The sequence below is a fragment of the Streptomyces sp. LE64 genome, from assembly GCF_052606915.1.
In genome coordinates, this window is the sequence record NZ_CP199708.1 from 976,925 (window position 1) to 994,896 (window position 17,972).

The 17,972-nt window shown below is 72.7% G+C and carries 17 protein-coding genes; 8 read left to right on the forward strand and 9 right to left on the reverse strand.

All coding sequences use genetic code 11. From position 1 onward, the window contains the following. Positions 1-150 precede the first annotated feature (150 nt). Both ACSMX9_RS04315 and ACSMX9_RS04320 read right to left on the reverse strand, forming a co-directional pair. Positions 151-267, reverse strand: coding sequence for an SGM_5486 family transporter-associated protein (locus ACSMX9_RS04315; protein ID WP_351244192.1), 117 nt, complete (start codon positions 265-267; stop codon positions 151-153). 43 nt (positions 268-310) lie between these two features. Beyond that, the gene (locus tag ACSMX9_RS04320) at positions 311-1,618 is read right to left on the reverse strand and encodes a CynX/NimT family MFS transporter (protein ID WP_445400091.1); all 1,308 of its coding nucleotides are present in this window, start codon (positions 1,616-1,618) and stop codon (positions 311-313) included. A gap of 140 nt (positions 1,619-1,758) precedes the next feature. Here ACSMX9_RS04320 and ACSMX9_RS04325 point away from each other — a divergent pair, with 140 nt between their 5' ends. Next, the gene (locus ACSMX9_RS04325) at positions 1,759-2,475 is read left to right on the forward strand and encodes a FadR/GntR family transcriptional regulator (RefSeq protein WP_445400093.1); all 717 of its coding nucleotides are present in this window, start codon (positions 1,759-1,761) and stop codon (positions 2,473-2,475) included. Between the two features lie 10 nt (positions 2,476-2,485). Here the strand turns inward: ACSMX9_RS04325 and ACSMX9_RS04330 are convergent, their stop codons facing one another. The 3 genes from ACSMX9_RS04330 to fabG form a co-directional block, all read right to left on the reverse strand. Further along, positions 2,486-2,854 carry a hypothetical protein gene (locus tag ACSMX9_RS04330; RefSeq protein ID WP_445400095.1) on the reverse strand — a complete coding sequence of 123 codons (369 nt, stop codon included), beginning with the start codon at positions 2,852-2,854 and terminating at the stop codon, positions 2,486-2,488. A 178-nt stretch (positions 2,855-3,032) separates the two neighbouring features. After that, a complete protein-coding gene (fabI, locus tag ACSMX9_RS04335; protein WP_445400097.1) occupies positions 3,033-3,800 on the reverse strand; it encodes an enoyl-ACP reductase FabI in 768 nt (255 codons plus the stop codon). Between the two features lie 5 nt (positions 3,801-3,805). Beyond that, complete coding sequence (gene fabG / locus ACSMX9_RS04340; protein WP_351244202.1) at positions 3,806-4,522, reverse strand: 3-oxoacyl-[acyl-carrier-protein] reductase; 717 nt, start codon at positions 4,520-4,522, stop codon at positions 3,806-3,808. Between the two features lie 342 nt (positions 4,523-4,864). Here fabG and ACSMX9_RS04345 point away from each other — a divergent pair, with 342 nt between their 5' ends. From ACSMX9_RS04345 to tyrS, 3 genes are all read left to right on the forward strand, one after another. Then, entirely contained in the window at positions 4,865-6,388 is a 1,524-nt protein-coding gene (locus ACSMX9_RS04345; protein ID WP_445400099.1) for a TldD/PmbA family protein, read from the forward strand. Continuing rightward, a complete protein-coding gene (locus ACSMX9_RS04350) occupies positions 6,385-7,779 on the forward strand; it encodes a metallopeptidase TldD-related protein (protein ID WP_445400101.1) in 1,395 nt (464 codons plus the stop codon). The genes ACSMX9_RS04345 and ACSMX9_RS04350 overlap by 4 nt, the downstream gene beginning before the upstream one ends. Before the next feature lie 104 nt (positions 7,780-7,883). Continuing rightward, positions 7,884-9,173, forward strand: coding sequence for a tyrosine--tRNA ligase (gene tyrS, locus ACSMX9_RS04355; RefSeq protein WP_445400103.1), 1,290 nt, complete (start codon positions 7,884-7,886; stop codon positions 9,171-9,173). 83 nt (positions 9,174-9,256) lie between these two features. Here the strand turns inward: tyrS and ACSMX9_RS04360 are convergent, their stop codons facing one another. Then, complete coding sequence (locus tag ACSMX9_RS04360; RefSeq protein WP_445400105.1) at positions 9,257-9,538, reverse strand: GlsB/YeaQ/YmgE family stress response membrane protein; 282 nt, start codon at positions 9,536-9,538, stop codon at positions 9,257-9,259. Positions 9,539-9,758: 220 nt separating this feature from the next. On the opposite strand from ACSMX9_RS04360, the gene ACSMX9_RS04365 reads away from it, so the two are divergent. After that, positions 9,759-10,145, forward strand: coding sequence for a DUF3099 domain-containing protein (locus tag ACSMX9_RS04365; RefSeq protein ID WP_445400107.1), 387 nt, complete (start codon positions 9,759-9,761; stop codon positions 10,143-10,145). A gap of 303 nt (positions 10,146-10,448) precedes the next feature. Continuing rightward, complete coding sequence (locus tag ACSMX9_RS04370) at positions 10,449-10,700, forward strand: hypothetical protein (protein ID WP_445402885.1); 252 nt, start codon at positions 10,449-10,451, stop codon at positions 10,698-10,700. Positions 10,701-10,722: 22 nt separating this feature from the next. Here the strand turns inward: ACSMX9_RS04370 and moaA are convergent, their stop codons facing one another. The 3 genes from moaA to ACSMX9_RS04385 form a co-directional block, all read right to left on the reverse strand. Further along, positions 10,723-11,724 carry a GTP 3',8-cyclase MoaA gene (moaA, locus tag ACSMX9_RS04375; protein WP_445400109.1) on the reverse strand — a complete coding sequence of 334 codons (1,002 nt, stop codon included), beginning with the start codon at positions 11,722-11,724 and terminating at the stop codon, positions 10,723-10,725. Between the two features lie 192 nt (positions 11,725-11,916). Then, the gene (locus ACSMX9_RS04380) at positions 11,917-13,557 is read right to left on the reverse strand and encodes a solute symporter family protein (protein WP_445400111.1); all 1,641 of its coding nucleotides are present in this window, start codon (positions 13,555-13,557) and stop codon (positions 11,917-11,919) included. After that, the gene (locus ACSMX9_RS04385) at positions 13,554-13,928 is read right to left on the reverse strand and encodes a DUF485 domain-containing protein (RefSeq protein WP_351244217.1); all 375 of its coding nucleotides are present in this window, start codon (positions 13,926-13,928) and stop codon (positions 13,554-13,556) included. Before ACSMX9_RS04385 ends, ACSMX9_RS04380 begins: the two co-directional genes overlap by 4 nt. A gap of 576 nt (positions 13,929-14,504) precedes the next feature. Here ACSMX9_RS04385 and ACSMX9_RS04390 point away from each other — a divergent pair. Further along, complete coding sequence (locus ACSMX9_RS04390; protein WP_445400113.1) at positions 14,505-16,070, forward strand: S8 family serine peptidase; 1,566 nt, start codon at positions 14,505-14,507, stop codon at positions 16,068-16,070. A gap of 186 nt (positions 16,071-16,256) precedes the next feature. Continuing rightward, positions 16,257-17,795: a S8 family serine peptidase gene (locus ACSMX9_RS04395; RefSeq protein ID WP_445400115.1), complete on the forward strand. Its 1,539-nt coding sequence runs from the start codon at positions 16,257-16,259 to the stop codon at positions 17,793-17,795. Positions 17,796-17,972: the final 177 nt, after the last annotated feature.

A 17,972-nucleotide genomic window follows, 5' to 3' on the forward strand; every position in this document is an offset into this window, starting at 1 on the left:
GCCTCCACGAGCTTCGGTACCGGTGGCCGCAGGGTGTCGCGGCACGGTTCGACGCTACGGGGAGCGGGGTCGCCAACCCATCGGGAAGGCCACCCACTTGACCCTGAAGCGGGCCCCCTAGGGGATGGGGGGCAGCCCCACCCTCCGGGTTCAGGGGGAGGCGATGGTGGCGATCACGCCGATGACGACGGTGATGCCGAGCATCGCGCCGAAGACGAGGAGCAGCTTGCGCTGACCGTTGGGGGGGTTGGGTTCCAGGACGGGCATGGGGCCAGTCTCGCACTGCTGCCCGCCGGCGCGCGCGGTGGGGTCACCCGCGCGCCGCCCACTCGGCTTCCACGGTGCGGTTGCGGCCGGCGAGGACGCCCGCCGCCATCTGCGGGACGAGGAGCGCGGCCATCAGGGCGATGGGCAGGCCCCAGCCGCCGCTGTGCTGGTAGAGCACGCCGACCAGGATCGGGCCCGGTATGGACAGCAGGTATCCGGTGCTCTGGGCGAAGGCGGACAGCTTGACCACCCCGGCGGCGGTGCCGGCGCGCATGCCGACCATGGTGAGGGCCAGCGGGAACGCGCAGTTGGCGACGCCCAGCAGCAGCGCCCAGGCCCAGGCGCCGGCGGCCGGGGCGAGGTAGAGGCCGGCGTACCCGGCCAGTCCGCTCAGCCCCAGGACCAGCACGATCGGGCCCTGGCGGGGCAGCCGGGTGGCGACCCGCGGGATGACGAAGGCGAGCGGCACGCCCATGACCATGGTGACGGCGAGCAGCAGTCCTGCGGTGTCGGCGGGGACCCCGGCGTCCCGGAAGATCTGCGGCATCCACCCCATGGTGATGTAGGCGGCGGTGGACTGGAGCCCGAAGAAGGCGGCGAGCGCCCAGGCGGTGCGGCTGCGGGTGATGCGCAGCGCCTCGCCCGTCGCGGCGTCCCGGGCGGCGGGGGGAGCGGTCGGGGCGGGGGACGCGGTGCGGCTGCGGGCGACGACGAGCAGCCACGGCACCACGGCGAGGGCCGCGAGCGCCGCCCACACCGCGAGCCCGCTGCGCCAGTTCCCGCCGAGGGCGTCGGTCAGCGGGACGGTGACGGCCGCCGCGGTGGACGTGCCGACGGCGAGGGCCATGGAGTACAGCCCGGTCATGGTGCCGACCCGGTCGGGGAACCAGCGCTTGACGATCACCGGCATCAGGACGTTGCTGACGGCGATGCCCATCAGGGCGAGGGCGCTGCCCACCAGGAGGCCGACCGTGCCGCCGACGAAGGGGCGGACCGCCAGCCCGACGGCGACGGCGGCCATGCCGGCGCAGACCACGGCGGCGGGGCCGTGGCGGCGGGCCAGGCGGGGCGCCGTGATGCCGAAGACGGCGAAGCAGAGGGTGGGCACGGAGGTGAGGAGTCCGGCGACGGTGCCGCTCATGCCGAGCCCGGTGCGGACCTCTTCGAGGAGGGCGCCGAGGCTGGTGATCGCCGGGCGGAGGTTGACGGCGGTGAGGACGAGGGCGACACCGACGAGTACCAGCCCCGCGGAGCGCGTCCGGGGGGCGGGCGGAACCTCGACGGCCAATGGACCGTCCTCGTGGGTGCCCCGGCCGACGGGGGTGACGGTGGGCATGTCCTCGCTACGCATGCCCCCCATCATAGAATCATGGGATGATTGATCGGGACCTGGTGCCCGCTCACCCGCTCCACCACCGCGGTGGACCTCCCGCCGCGGCTCTCCCCCGTCCGTGCGCCTCCCCCGTCCCCCACCCGAAAGGGCCCCAGCCCATGCCGCTCGCCCACCCCCGACGATCGGCCCTGTCCGAGCAGGTGATCGCGGCGCTCCGGGCCCAGATCACCTCCGGCGAATGGCCGGTCGGCTCCCGCATCCCTACCGAACCCAAGCTGGTCGAGCACCTGGGGGTGGCCCGCAACACGGTGCGCGAGGCGGTCCGCGCCCTCGCCCACAACGGGCTGCTGGACATCCGGCAGGGATCGGGCACCTACGTGCTGGCCACCAGCGAACTGGCCGGGGTGATGCAGCGCAGGTTCGCCGCGGCCGATCCCGGGCACGTCGCCGAGGTGCGGGCCACCCTGGAGTCCAGCGCGGCCCGGATGGCCGCCGAACGGCACACCGCGCGCGACCTCCAGCAGCTCGACGCCCTGTTGCTGCGCCGTGAGACGGCCTGGGCCTCGGGCGATGCGGAGGCGTTCGTCACCGCCGACGCGAGCTTCCACCTCGCGGTGGTGTCCGCGTCCCACAACGACGTCCTCACCGCGATGTACGCGGACCTCGGCGAGGTGATGCGGGACTGGCTGCGCTGGGACGTGGGCGGGACCCTGGTGCCGGAGGAGTACATGGACCACGGCCGGCTGGTCGACGCGATCCGGGCGGGGGACCCCGGGACGGCCGCCTCGGAGGCCGCGGCCTACGCCTCGCTGTGCCGCCGGGAGCGCCTGCGGGAGGCCGCCGACGCGGGGGCGGGCGGGCGCAGCACGCCGTGACCGAGCCGGATCAGACCCGGTGCTGGGTGACCCAGACCGCGTCGATTCCGCTCCAGCAGCGCGCCGCGAGCCGTACCGTCCCGGCCGGGCGCACCTCCACCGCCGCACCGTCGACGTCGAGGTCCCACCAGTGGGCGCACTCCACGTGCAGGGCGACCCGGTAGAGGGCCGGATAGGGGTTGTGGCAGTGGGCGACGGCCTGCGGGCCGTCGACCGCGGTGCGGCACTCGGGGCCGTCGCGGCCGAAGTCGCCCTCCGCGCGGACGGGCCGCTCGGCGTCCGGACCGGACCGGGCGCCCTCGGAGCCGGCGACGGCGGGCAGCGAGGTCAGGAAGACCAACAGCGCGAGCAACGGGACGAAACCGTGGGACCACCGCACCAGGCAACCTCCTCGGCCGTACCGTGACGGACCGAGGGGCCCGTCACGGCTGCACCACAAGGGGGAACTCCTGGTCCAGCGTCCCCCGTTCGGCCGGGGCGGCGCCCGATCTGTTGACCCGAACGGGCGATGCCCCGCCTCCCGGGAGGCGGGGCATCGCCCGGCGGCGGGGCGGGGCTCAGGCCCCGATGGCGTGCAGTCCGCCGTCGACGTGGACGATCTCGCCGGTGGTCTTCGGGAACCAGTCGGACAGCAGGGCCACCACGCCCTTGCCCGCCGGCTCCGGGTCCTTGACGTCCCAGCTCAGCGGCGAACGGCTGTCCCAGACCGTGGCCAGCTCCTCGAAGCCGGGGATGGACTTGGCGGCCATGGAGCCGATCGGCCCGGCGGAGATCAGGTTGCAGCGGATGTTCCGCTCGCCCAGGTCACGGGCCAGGTAGCGGTTGACGGACTCCAGCGCCGCCTTGGCGGGGCCCATCCAGTCGTACTGCGGCCAGGCGTACTGGGCGTCGAAGGTGAGGCCGACGACCGAGCCGCCGTTCTGCATCTGCGGCAGGCAGGCCGTGGTCAGCGACTTCAGCGAGAAGGCCGACACGTGCATGGCGGTGGCGACCGACTCGAACGGGGTGTTGAGGAAGTTGCCGCCCAGGGCGTCCTGCGGGGCGAAGCCGATGGAGTGGACGATCCCGTCGAGGCCGCCGAGTTCCGCTGCGACCACGTCGGAGAGGCGTCCGAGGTGCTCGTCGTTGCTGACGTCCAGTTCCACCACCTTGGTGGGCTTGGGCAGCTTCTTGGCGACCCGCTCGGTGAGCGTCGGGCGCGGGAAGGCGGTGAGGATGATCTCCGCGCCCTGCTCCTGGGCGAGCTTCGCGGTGTGGAACGCGATGGAGGACTCCAGCAGCACCCCGGTGATCAGGACGCGCTTGCCGTCGAGGATTCCGCTCATGGTGATCAGTGACCCATTCCCAGTCCGCCGTCAACCGGGATGACGGCTCCAGTGATGTACGAGGCGTCGTCGGAGGCGAGGAAGCGCACCACCGCGGCGACCTCCCCCGGGTCCGCGTAACGGCCGAGCGGCACCTGCGCGACGATGCCGGCGCGCTGCTCCTCGCTGAGGGCCGCCGTCATGTCGGTGTCGACGAAGCCGGGGGCGACGACGTTGAAGGTGATGTTGCGGGAGCCGAGCTCCCGGGCGAGGGACCGCGCGAAACCCACCAGGCCGGCCTTGGAGGCGGCGTAGTTGGCCTGGCCGGCGGAGCCGAGGAGGCCGACGACGGAGGAGATCAGGACGACCCGCCCCTTACGGGCGCGCAGCATCCCCCGGTTGGCGCGCTTGACCACCCGGAAGGTGCCGGTGAGGTTGGTGTCGACGACCGAGGTGAAGTCCTCCTCGGTCATCCGCATCAGGAGCTGGTCCTTGGTGATCCCGGCGTTGGCGACGAGGACCTCGACCGTGCCGTGCGCGGCCTCGATCTCCTTGTACGCCTGCTCCACCTGCTCGGCGTCGTTGATGTCGCACCGGACGGGCAGCAGGCCGTGGGCCCGCAACGCCTCGGCGTCACCCGAGCGGTACGTGATCGCGACCTTGTCGCCCGCGTCGGCGAACGCGCGGGCGATGGCGAGGCCGATGCCCCGGTTGCCTCCGGTGACGAGAACCGAGCGGCTCAACGGATCACCCTTTCGTTAGCGGTCTGTTGACGCGGCGGCGTCCGCCGCGCACCGCGCGGGCGTTCGGTGCCGCCCTGCCCCGAACCTATCGGTACCGTCCGGCACGGGGGGAATCGGCCACCGACAGTGACTCCGGGGCCGCTCTGTCGATTCCCTACAGAACGCCGCGCCCGGGGAACCCGTCAGGATGTGGCCATCGGGACCCGGGTCGGACATGATCGGTACGGGTCGGGCAGCACGACGCCCGTGCGACCGCCGCTCCCGCGCCGGCCCCGGCGGTCGTCGACCGCGCCGGCCGACCGCGCCCGTCCACCGCTCGCCACGCCCGCAGGGAGACCCTCCGTGCCACATTCGATCGACGAAGCCTTCACGGCGTTGCCCTTGCGGGCGCTCGCCGATGCGGCGCTCGCCCGGGCCCGCGCGCTGGGCGCCGAACACGCGGACTTCCGGCTGGAACGGGTGCGCAGCGCGTCCTGGCGACTGCGGGACGCCAAGCCGGCGGGCACCTCGGACACCACCGACCTGGGGTACGCGGTGCGGGTGGTGCACGGCGGCACCTGGGGCTTCGCCTCGGGCGTGGACCTGACCATGGACGCGGCGGCCCGGGTGGCGTCCCAGGCGGTGGCGATGGCCAAGCTGTCGGCGCAGGTCATCCGGGCCGCCGGGTCCGACGAGCGGGTGGAGCTGGCGGACGAGCCGGTGCACGCCGACCGGACCTGGGTGTCCTCCTACGAGGTCGACCCCTTCGCCGTGGCGGACGGGGAGAAGGCGGGGCTGCTCGCCGACTGGAGCGCGGCGCTGCTGGCCGCCAAGGGCGTGACCCACGTGGACGCGGCGCTGACCACCGTCCACGAGAACAAGTTCTACGCGGACACCGCGGGCACCGTGACCACCCAGCAGCGGGTACGGCTGCACCCGGAGTTCACGGCGGTCGCGGTGGACGAGTCCACCGGCGAGTTCGACTCGATGCGCACCCTGGCCCCGCCGGCCGGCCGGGGCTGGGAGTACCTGACGGGGAACCACTGGGACTGGGCCGGCGAACTGGCCGAGCTGCCCGAACTGCTCGCCGAGAAGATGCTGGCGCCGAGCGTGGAGGCGGGGCTGTACGACCTGGTGGTCGACCCGTCGAACCTGTGGCTGACCATCCACGAGTCGATCGGGCACGCCACCGAACTGGACCGGGCGCTGGGCTACGAGGCCGCCTACGCGGGCACCTCCTTCGCCACCTTCGACCGGCTCGGCAAGCTGCGCTACGGCTCGGAGGTCATGAACGTCACCGGGGACCGCACCGCGGAGCACGGCCTGGCCACCGTGGGGTACGACGACGAGGGCGTGGCCGCGCAGTCCTGGGACCTGGTCAAGGACGGCACCCTGGTCGGCTACCAGCTGGACCGGCGGATCGCCCGGCTGACCGGGTTCAAGCGCTCCAACGGCTGCGCCTACGCCGACTCCCCCGGGCACGTGCCGGTGCAGCGGATGGCGAACGTGTCGCTGCGCCCGGACCCGGCGGGCATGTCGACCGAGGACCTGATCGGCGGGGTGGAGCGGGGCATCTACGTGGTCGGTGACCGGTCCTGGTCCATCGACATGCAGCGCTACAACTTCCAGTTCACCGGGCAGCGCTTCTTCCGGATCGAGAACGGCCGGATCACCGGTCAGCTGCGGGACGTGGCCTACCAGGCGACCACCACCGACTTCTGGGGCTCGATGACGGCGGTCGGCGGCCCCCAGACGTACGTCCTCGGTGGCGCCTTCAACTGCGGCAAGGCCCAGCCGGGCCAGGTCGCGGCGGTCTCCCACGGCTGCCCCAGCGCCCTGTTCCGGGGCGTCAACATCCTCAACACCACGCAGGAGGCCGGGCGATGAGTCCACGGGTGAGCAGGCCGCACGAGCTGGTCGAGCGGGCGCTGGAGCTGTCGCGGGCGGACGGCTGCGTCGTCATCGCGGACGAGCACTCGACGGCCAACCTGCGGTGGGCCGGCAACGCGCTGACCACCAACGGGGTCACCCGGGGGCGCACCCTCACCGTGGTGGCCACGGTGGACGGCGCCCGGGGGACCGCGTCCGGGATGGTCTCGCGCTCCGCGGTCACCGCCGGGGACCTGGAGCCCCTGGTGCGGGCCGCCGAGGAGGCGGCCCGGGCGGCCGGCCCGGCGGAGGACGCCCAGCCGCTGGTGACCGGGGTGCCGCACTCCCCCGACTTCACCGACGCCCCGGCCGAGACCTCCTCGGCGGTGTTCGCGCAGTTCGCCCCGGCGCTCGGCGAGGCGTTCGCCCGGGCCCGGGCCGGCGGCCGGGAGCTGTACGGTTTCGCCAACCACGAGCTGGTGTCCAGCTATCTGGGCACCTCGGGCGGGCTGCGGCTGCGCCACGACCAGCCCAAGGGCACGCTGGAGCTGAACGCCAAGTCGCCCGACCGCACCCGGTCCGCCTGGGCGGGCCGGGCGACCCGGGACTTCACCGATGTGGACCCGGGCGAGCTGGATGCCGAGCTGGCGCGCCGGCTGGGCTGGGCGCGGCGCCGGATCGCGCTGCCGGCGGGGCGGTACGAGACGCTGTTGCCGCCGACCGCGGTCGCGGACCTGTTGATCTACCAGTACTGGTCGGCGGCGGGTCGGGACGCGGCGGAGGGGCGCACGGTGTTCTCGACGCCGGGCGGGGGCACCCGGGTCGGCGAGAAGCTGGCCGGGCTGCCGCTGACGCTGCGCAGCGATCCGCACGAGCCGGGGCTGGAGACCGCCCCGTTCGTGCTGGCGCACGCCTCGGGCGGGGAGTCCTCGGTGTTCGACAACGGGCTGCCGCTGACGGCCACCGAGTGGATCTCCGAGGGGGCGCTGTCCCGGCTGGTGACCACCCGGCACAGCGCCGAGCTGACCGGGTTGCCGGTGTCACCGGCGATCGGGAACCTGATCCTGGACGGCGGCGACGACCGCTCGCTGGACGAGATGGTCGCGGCAACGGAGCGCGGGCTGCTGCTGACCTGCCTGTGGTACATCCGCGAGGTGGACCCGGCGACGCTGCTGCTGACCGGGCTGACCCGGGACGGGGTGTACCTGGTGGAGGGCGGCGAGGTGGTCGGGGAGGTGAACAACTTCCGGTTCAACGAGTCGCCGGTGGACCTGCTGGGCCGGGCCGTGGAGGCGGGGCGGACGGAAAAGACCTTGCCCCGGGAGTGGAGTGATTGGTTCACTCGTGCCGCGATGCCCGCATTGCGCGTTCCCGACTTCAACATGAGTTCGGTGAGCCAGGGGGTCTGACGGGGAGGACCTAGACTTGGCCGGGAACCGCGCCGTGGGCGCACCCCGGGCACCGGCCCCCTCGACGGATTCCGGTGCCGGCGAGACTGAGGAGACACGGAACCGTGACGGACATCGTCGACGAGCTGAAGTGGCGCGGGCTGCTGGCCCTGTCCACTGACGAGGACGCCTTGCGCAAAGCGTTCGCGGACGGTCCCGTCACGTTCTATTGCGGTTTCGACCCGACCGCGCCCAGTCTGCACCTGGGCAACCTCGTGCAGATCCTGACCATGCGCCGCATCCAGCAGGCGGGCAACCGTCCGCTGGGCCTGGTCGGCGGGGCCACCGGCCTGATCGGCGACCCCAAGCCCAACTCGGAGCGCACCCTGAACGCGCCGGAGGTCGTCGCCGCCTGGGTGGAACGGCTGCGCGGGCAGATCCAGCCGCTGCTGGACTTCGAGGGCCCGAACGCCGCCGTCATGGTCAACAACCTGGACTGGACCCAGGGCATGTCGGCCATCGAGTTCCTGCGCGACGTGGGCAAGCACTTCCGGGTCAACAAGATGATCGCGAAGGAGGCCGTCTCCCGGCGGCTCAACTCCGACGCGGGCATCAGCTACACCGAGTTCAGCTACCAGATCCTCCAGGGCATGGACTACCTGGAGCTGTACCGGCGCTACGGCTGCACCCTCCAGACCGGTGGCAGCGACCAGTGGGGCAACCTGACCTCCGGCACCGACCTGATCCACCGGGTCGAGCCGGGCGCCGAGGTGCACGCGCTGGGCACCCCGCTGATCACCAAGGCGGACGGCACCAAGTTCGGCAAGACCGAGTCCGGCACGGTGTGGCTGGACCCGGAGATGACCACGCCGTACGCCTTCTACCAGTTCTGGTTGAACGCGGACGACCGGGACGTGTCGAAGTTTCTCCGGATCTTCAGCTTCCGGTCCCGTGAGGAGATCGAGGAACTGGAGCGGGCCACGGAGGAGCGTCCGCAGGCCCGGGCCGCGCAGCGGGCGCTGGCCGAGGAGCTGACGACGCTGGTGCACGGTGCGGAGCAGTGCGCCGCGGTGACGGCCGCCTCCCGGGCGCTGTTCGGGCAGGGCGAGCTGGCGGACCTGGACCCGGCCACGCTGGCGGCGGCGCTCTCCGAGGTGCCGCACGCCCGGGTCGAGGCCCTGGGTCCGGTGGTCGACCTGTTCGCCGCGGTGGGCCTGGTGGCCAGCAAGTCGGCCGCGCGGCGCACCGTGAAGGAGGGCGGCGCCTACGTGAACAACGTCAAGGTGACCGCCGAGGACGCGGTGGCCGAGGCCGCCGAACTGCTGCACGGCCGCTGGCTGGTGCTGCGGCGCGGCAAGCGGAACCTGGCGGCGATCGAGCTGGTCGCTCCCGGCGACGGGACCGCCACCGGCTGAGCTCGCTGCGAGCGCGGGAACGGGTTCGGGGAGGGGCACGGTGCCGAGGCACCGTGCCCCTCCCCGTTCTCCCGCGCGGGGCTTCAGACGCGTTGCTTCTTCTTGTTGCCCCACAGCGCCATGTACGCCATGTCGCCGAGTCCGACGACGACGATCGCCGCGATGAGCTGGAGGGTGTGCCTCCCCCAGTCGAAGCCCCTGGTCTCCGCGATGCCGAACGCCGCGGCCAGGGAGTTGCCGATGATCGCCCCGATCATGCCGAAGATCGTCGTCAGCCACAGCGGGCTGTGCTGCTTGCCCGGGAGGATCGCCTTGGCGATGAGTCCCAACACGAAACCGACGATGATCGCCCACAACCAGCTCATGGGTGCCTCCTGATTCGGCTCGACGCGTGGTTCGTCGTGCGTGCCCCCAGTGTCCGACCGATGACCCTACGGCGCACGTCGGACGGGCCGGTCGGCATCCGGCCGACCCGAGGCGGGGGCACGGCCCCTCCCCGGTCTCGTCCGCAACGGGACCGGGGCGTACGGTGAAAGCGGTTCGGGCCGGCGTGGGCCCGGCGGACTGGGGCGGTGGTGGAATCCGATGCGGAAGCAGGGCGACGGCGAGGTCTTCCGGATCACGGGGGCCCGGCAGGGGCTCACCGAGGACGTCCGGCGCAGACAGCGGCGGTACGTGATCTCGATGTCCGTCCGCACGGTGTCGTTCGTCCTCGGCGCGGCCCTGTGGGACGTGCAGCGATATGTGGCCATCGTGGCGCTCGTCCTCGGCATGGTGCTGCCGTACATCGCCGTGGTGATCGCCAACGCGGGCCGGGAGAACGCTCCTTCCCTCCCGTCGATCTTCGTTGCGCCGCCCGTGCGGCCGGTCTTGTCGGGACCTGCGGCGGAACCCGGCGCGGAATCCCCGGGCCGGACCTCCGGGGAGGGCGGCGGGGGCGGCGCGGGCCCCACCGGGGGCGGTTCGGGCTGAGCGGAGCCATTGCGCCAAGCTCAAGAAGTGCTCAAATCAATCATGCGAATCCTGTGCCGGCTCCCGGGTGACGCGTGACATACTGCGTACGCGCTCCGCATCCCCCGTCGGAGCGACTGACCGACGCCGGGCAGCTCCCCCCGTGGCTGCCCGGCGTCGTGGTGTCCGGGCCCTTGCGGCCCGGCTGCGCCACGCGGGGCTCGCGGCGCTTAGTGTGGTGGGGTGAACGCGCTTTCCCCGCACCCCGATGAGCCGTTGCCCGCCGAGTCCCCGAACCCGTCCGGCTCCGAGGGCCGCTTGGGCATCCCGGGGTTCTTCGGCACCGCTCCCGAGGCGGTGCCCGGCCCTCCGGTCTGCTCGGCCAAGGGCTGCCGGGCCGCCGCCGTGTGGGTGCTCGCCTGGAACAACCCGAAGCTCCACACGCCCGAGCGGCGCAAGACCTGGCTCGCCTGCGAGGAGCACCGGGAGCACCTCTCCCAGTTCCTGGGGGTCCGCGGCTTCCTCAAGGACGTGGTGCCGCTCGCCGACTGGAGCGAGCCGTCCGCGGAGGGCTGAGCCCGGTCCCTTCCGGGGCGCGTCAGCCGCCGATGGCGGACATGGGGCGGTCGGGCTGACGGAACGACGGGGCGTCGAGACCGGAGCCGGGCGCCTTGCCCCGCATGGCGCGGCGCCAGAGCCGGACGATCTCCTCCTCCGTGCGCTGCGGGCCGTGACCGGCCCGCAGGGCGGCCCTCAGGTCCGTCTCCTCGCGGGCGAACAGACAGGTGCGGACCTGCCCGTCGGCGGTCAGCCGGGTGCGGTCGCAGGCCGCGCAGAACGGGCGGGTGACCGAGCCGATCACACCGACCCGCTGCGGGCCGCCGTTCACCAGCCAGCGCTCGGCCGGTGCCGAGCCCCGGTCCCCGTCCCCTGCCGGTTCCAGGGTGAAGCGGGTGCGCAGGGAGGCCAGGACGTCGCTCGCGGTGATCATCCCGTCCCGGCGCCAGCCGTGCTGCGCGTCGAGGGGCATCTGCTCGATGAACCGCAGCTCGTAGTCGTGGTCGAGGGCCCAGGCCAGCAGGTCGGGGGCCTCGTCGTCGTTGAGGCCGGGCATCAGGACGGCGTTGACCTTGACGGGGGTCAGTCCGGCGGCGCGGGCCGCAGCGAGGCCGGCGAGGACGTCGGGGAGCCGGTTGCGGCGGGTGAGCGCCTTGAAGACCTCGGGGCGCAGGGTGTCCAGGGAGACGTTGACCCGGTCGAGGCCGGCGGCGCGCAGCGCGGGTGCGGTGCGGGCCAGGCCGATGCCGTTGGTGGTGAGCGAGATCCGGGGCCGGGGCGCCAGTTCCGCGACCCGCGCCACGATCCCGACCAGGCCGGGCCGCAGCAGGGGCTCGCCCCCGGTGAAGCGGACGTCGGTGATCCCGAGCCGGGTGACCGCGATGCGCACCAGTTCCACGATCTCGTCGTCGGTGAGGACCTCGGACTTCGCCAGCCAGGCCAGGCCCTCTTCCGGCATGCAGTACGTGCAGCGGAGGTTGCACCGGTCCGTGAGGGAAACCCGCAGGTCGGTCGCGGTGCGGCCGTGGGTGTCGCTGAGCATGTCGGCCCCCTGCCCGGTGGTGTCTCGGTGAGTCGGCGCGTCGTCCCGGACGGTCGGCCACGGATGGTTCCGTGCGCTCGGGTGCACCGGGGCCACTGACACGAGCCTACGCGAGGGCGCCGACAGCGGTGGTGAGGACGGTCGGAGCCCGCCCCGAGGGGCGGGCTCCGGTGGCGGACGGGGCGGGCCCGGTCAGTGGGCGCCGGTGCCGGTGAGCGAGCGGACCTCCAGTTCGGCGTACTTGCCGCGGTCGGCGGTCTCCTTGGACAGCACGGTGCCGAGCCAGCCGAGGAGGAAGCCGAGCGGGATGGAGACGATGCCCGGGTTCTCCAGCGGGAACCAGTGGAAGTCGACGTCCGGGAACATCGAGGTGGCCTTGCCGGAGACCACCGGGGAGAAGAGCACCAGGACGACCGCCGAGGTCAGGCCGCCGTAGATGGACCACAGGGCGCCACGGGTGGTGAACCGCTTCCAGAACAGGCTGTAGAGGATGGTGGGCAGGTTCGCGGAGGCGGCGACGGCGAAGGCGAGCGCCACCAGTCCGGCCACGTTGAGGTCGCGGGCGAGGGCGCCGAGTCCGATGGAGACGACGCCGATCGCGACGGTGGCCAGCCGGGCGGCCCGCACCTCCTGTTGCTCGGTGGCCCGCCCCTTCTTGATGACGTTCGCGTAGATGTCGTGGGCGAACGAGGAGGAGGAGGCGAGGGTCAGCCCGGCGACCACGGCCAGGATGGTGGCGAAGGCGACGGCGGAGATGGTGGCCAGCAGGACGGCGCCCCAGGTCGAGTCCACGCCGCCGATGTGCAGGGCGAGCAGGGGGGCGGCGGTGTTGCCGGCCTTGTTGGAGGAGGTGATCTCCTCGGGCGCGATGAGGGCCGCGGCACCGAAGCCGAGGGCGATGGTCATCAGGTAGAACGCGCCGATGATGCCGATGGCCCAGTTGACCGACTTCCGGGCGGCCTTGGCGGTGGGCACCGTGTAGAAGCGGATGAGGATGTGCGGCAGTCCGGCGGTGCCCAGGACCAGGGCGATGCCCAGCGAGATGAAGTCGATCTTCGAGGTGGCGGTGGCGCCGTACTTGAGGCCGGGCTCCAGGAAGGCTGCGCCCTTGCCGCTGTTCTCGGCGGCCTTGCCGAGCAGGTCGGAGACGTTGAACTGGAACTTGAGCAGCACCAGGAAGGTGATCAGCAGGGTGCCGCCGATGAGCAGGACCGCCTTGACCATCTGGACCCAGGTGGTGCCCTTCATCCCGCCGATGGTGACGTAGAGGATCATCAGCACCCCGACGAGGGCGACGATCAGGACCTTCCCGCTGTCGCTGGTGATGCCGAGCAGCAGGGAGACCAGGACGCCGGCTCCGGCCATCTGGGCGAGCAGGTAGAAGATGGACACGACGATGGTGGAGGTGCCGGCGGCGGTGCGCACCGGGCGTTGGCGCATCCGGTAGGCGAGGACGTCGCCCATGGTGTAGCGGCCCGAGTTGCGCAGGGGTTCGGCGACCAGCAGCAGCGCCACCAGCCAGGCGACGAGGAAGCCGATGGAGTAGAGGAAGCCGTCGTAGCCGAAGAGGGCGATGGCGCCGGCGATGCCCAGGAAGGAGGCGGCCGACATGTAGTCGCCGGAGACGGCGAGGCCGTTCTGGAAGCCGGTGAACTGCCGCCCGCCCGCGTAGAAGTCGGCGGCGTCCTTGGTCTGGCGTCCGGCCCACACGGTGATGAACAGGGTGGCGATGACGAACGCGGCGAACAGGGAGATGATCAGCGGCCGGTGCTCGCTGGCCTCGGAGGAGGCGGCGAGGACGGTCGGGGCGAGGTGTGCGGTCGCGGGGCTCATGCGCGGTGCTCCATCCGGTCCTTGATGGCCTCGGCCCGGGGGTCGAGGTGGGTGGCGGCGTGCCGGGAGTACCACCAGGCGATGAGGAAGGTCGTCAGGAACTGCGCGAGGCCCAGGACGAGGGCGACGTTGACGTTGCCGAAGAGCCGGGTGCCCATGAACGCGCCCGCGTAGTTGGAGAGCAGGACGTACAGCAGGTACCAGGCGATGAAGGCGACGGTCAGGGGGAAGGCGAACGAGCGGTAGGAACGGCGCAGTTCCGCGAACTCCGCACTCTCCTGGACCGCGAGGAACTCCTCGGTGGAGGGGAGGTCGGCACGGGGGTCGGGAGCGTCGTCGGAGTGCGGTGGGGGTGGTGCGTCGGTGGCCACGGAGTCTCCTCGCGGTGCGGATGCGATGGACGGGGGGTGTGAACCCGGTGTGGTGCGCGATGCAGTGGTGCGGGGTGCCGTCGGATCGCCCGGTGCGGCGGGTGCCGCGACCGGGGGCGAGGGCACCGGTGCCGCTGACGGTGTGCGGGGTTCCGGCGTGGGCGCCGGGTTGGGGACGGAGGCGTCAGTCATGTCGGTGTCCGACCTCACGGTGATGTGGATCACGCGAGCCCGATGGATGCTAGGCCCCTCGGGCGTGATCCGACAGGGGGCTGTATGGCGGGTGCCGCATGCCCAACGTCGTGGCGGGGGCCGAGGAAGCGGTGCGAGGACGATCGCTTCGGGACCGAACGGGCGTGCGGCCGGCGGTCCCTGACGGGTCGGCGGCCGGGTCGGCGCCCGGGGTCACGCGCAACTGGACGCGCATAGAACGGCTCGTTCGGCATTTCTTCGGGAAATCATTGAAGGGCGGGGACGGCGGGGGATAACTTCACCCTGAGTTCTACGTCATGTACCTGCCCGATCCGATGACCCGCGGTCGGGTTGCCCCCCGTTTCCGGATGATGTGGAGATCCCATGGTTCCGCTGCGCTCCAGACGACGGTCCGCCCTGACGGTGCCGGTCGGTCTGGCGCTCGTCGCCTCGCTCGGCTTCCTGCCGGGCACCGCGACCGCCGTGCCGGACGGCTCGGCCGACGCCCCCACGGCCTCGACGACCGCGGCCGGCTCGAAGCTGGCGTACGTGGTCAACACCCGGGCCGACCGCAAGACGGTCGCCTCCGTGCGCCGGGCGGTCGAGAAGGCCGGCGGCGAGGTCGTCATCGCGTACGAGAAGATCGGCGTGATCGTCGCCCACTCGGCCGACCCGGACTTCGCGAGGACGATGCGCGCGGTGCGCGGCGTCGCCTCCGCCGGCGCGACCCGCACCGCACCGCTGAGCCCGGCCGGCACCACCCAGGAAGGCCCCCCGCAGTACCTGTCCGAGGCCGCGACCAACGCCGCCACCCGACCGTCCGCCCTGACCGCGGGCCGGCAGGGCGCGGCGCCGGACAGCGAGCCGCTGGAAGCCGAGCAGTGGGACCTGCGGGCCATCGGCGCGGACAAGGCCGCGAAGATCAACCCCGGTAGTTCCAAGGTGACCGTCGCCGTCATCGACACCGGCGTCGACGACACCCACCCGGACCTGGCGCCCAACTTCTCCGCCGCGCAGTCCGCCAACTGCGCGGGCGGCAAGCCCGACACCTCGGCGGGCGCCTGGCGCCCCGACACCCCGCAGGACTACCACGGCACGCACGTGGCCGGGGAGATCGCGGCCGCCCGCAACGGCATCGGCGTCGCCGGGGTGGCGCCCGGGGTGAAGGTCTCCGGCATCAAGGTGACCGACCCGGCCAACGGGCTGTTCTACCCGGAGAGCGTCGTGTGCGCCTTCGTGTTCGCCGCCGACCGCGGGGTCGAGATCACCAACAACAGCTACTACGTGGACCCGTGGCTGTACAACTGCACGGCCGACCCCGACCAGCGGGCCGTGGTCCACGCCGTCAACCGCGCCCAGCTGTACGCCCAGCGCAAGGGCGTCCTGCACCTGGCCTCGGCCGGCAACTCCAACCACGACCTCGCCGCCGACGAGATCCTGGACGACTCCAGCCCCAACGACACGGTCCCGGTCCCGCGGACCGTCGACCCGAGCAAGTGCTTCGACCTGCCGACCCAGCTCCCGGGCGTGGTCACGGTCAGCGCGACCGGCTCCAAGGGCTTCAAGTCGTACTACTCCTCGTACGGCAAGGACGTGGTGGACGTCGCGGCCCCCGGTGGCGACCGCCTCTACCAGATCCCGGACACCCCCTCGAAGAACGGGCGCATCCTCTCCACCATGCCCGGTGGCCAGTACGCCTGGCTCCAGGGCACCTCGATGGCCGCTCCGCACGCCGCCGGGGTCGCCGCGCTGTTGAAGTCCCGGCACCCGTGGGCCTCCCCCGCCGTGCTCCAGACCCTGCTCAAGGCGCAGGCGGACAACCCCGGCTGCCCGACCGGCCCGTTCGACCCCGACGGTGACGGGGTCGCCAACGCGGTCTGCGAGGGCGACCGGCGCACCAACGGCTTCTACGGCCACGGGGTGGTCGACGCGCTCGACGCCGTCGACTGACCCGACCCGCGCACCACCGGCCGGAGGGTGCGGGGACGGTCCCCCGTCCCCGCACCCTCCGGCACCCCCGCTGAACCGCTCCCGAGGCCCGCCCGCCGTCGTCGAGCCCGTGCCCGTGCGCGCGCCTCGACCGAACCCCCACCCCGGCCCGCCGTGCGCGCGCCGACCGAACGAACTGGAGTTCCCATGGCCCCCCGCCTCCCGCGCACCCGTCGCGCCGTGGCCGTCCCGCTGGGCATGGCCCTCGCCTCCTCCCTGGCCTTCCTGCCGCAGGCCACCCCGGCCGCCGCGGCCGACACGGAGATCACGCCGTCCGCCCTGACCGCGGCGGCCGAGGGCACCAAGCTCAGCTACGTCGTCAACCTGCGCCACCACAAGGCCACCGACTCCGTCGAGCGGGCCATCACCCGGGCCGGCGGCACCGTCGTCGCCACCTACCGGAAGATAGGCGTGATCGTCGCCCACTCCGCCGATCCGGAGTTCGCGAAGGTGCTCCGCACCGTGCGCGGCGTGGAGTCGGCGGGAGCCACCCGCACCGCGCCGCTGCCCGCCCAGGCCACCGAGGTCGTCGGAGCGCCCCGGGCGCTCTCCGCCGAGGAGGTCGCGGCGGCCACCAGGGCGGCGAACGCCACCCAGGACCCGCTCCAGCCGCTCCAGTGGAGCCTGCCGGCGATCAAGGCGGACAAGGCCCACGAGCGCACCCTCGGCAGCAAGGACGTGACGGTCGCCGTCCTCGACACCGGCGTCGACGACACCCACCCCGACCTCGCCCCGAACTTCGACCGGCGGGCCTCCGCCAACTGCGTGTCCGGCAAGGCCGACACCACCGAGGGCTCCTGGCGTCCCGGACCGGGCGAGAGCGCCCACGGCACCCACGTCGCCGGGGAGATAGCCGCGGCCAAGGACGGCGCCGGCATGACCGGGGTGGCACCGGGCGTGAAGGTCTCCGGCATCAAGGTCTCCACCCCGGCCGGCTTCTTCTACGCCGAGGCCGTGGTCTGCGGCTTCATGTGGGCCGCCGAGAACGACGTGGACATCACCAACAACAGCTACTACACCGACCCGTGGTACTTCAACTGCGACGACGACCCGGACCAGCGGGCCCTGGTCGAGGCGGTGTCCCGGGCCGCGCGGTACGCCGAGCGCAAGGGCGCCGTGAACGTCGCCGCCGCGGGCAACGAGAACTTCGACCTCGCCGCCGACGAGTTGACCGACCCGTCGAGCCCCAACGACACCACCCCGGGCACCCGGGTGGTCGACCCCTCCGAGTGCCTCGACATCCCCACCCAGCTCCCCGGGGTGGTGACCACCGCGTCGATCGGCGCCAAGGGCATCAAGTCGTCCTTCTCCAACTACGGCAAGGGCGTCGTCGACATCGCCGCGCCCGGCGGCGACTCCACCGCCTTCCAGCGCCCCGAGGCACCCGCCACCAGCGGACTGATCCTCGGCACCCTGCCCGGTGGCCGCTGGGGCTACATGGCCGGCACCTCCATGGCCTCCCCGCACGCCGCCGGGGTCGCCGCGCTCATCAAGTCCACCCACCCGCGGGCCACCCCTGCGCAGGTCAAGGCGCTGCTGTACCGCGGTGCGGTCGCCACGCCGTGCACCGACCCGTACGACATCAACGGCGACGGCAAGGTCGACGCCGTCTGCGAGGGCGGCAAGAACCGCAACGGCTTCTACGGCGCCGGTGTGGTGGACGCCCTGAACGCCGTCCGCAAGTAGGGCACCGCCGTCCGTCCGCGCCCGTCGGCCCGAGGGCACGGACGGACGGTCCCTGGGATGCGGGTCCATGAGCGATGACGCGCACCCCTCCGTCCCGGCGGTCTGGCACGGCGAACCGGGCTGACTTGCCCCTGTCCGTACCCGGTGGTGAAGATTCGGTGTGGACTCCCTCCCTCC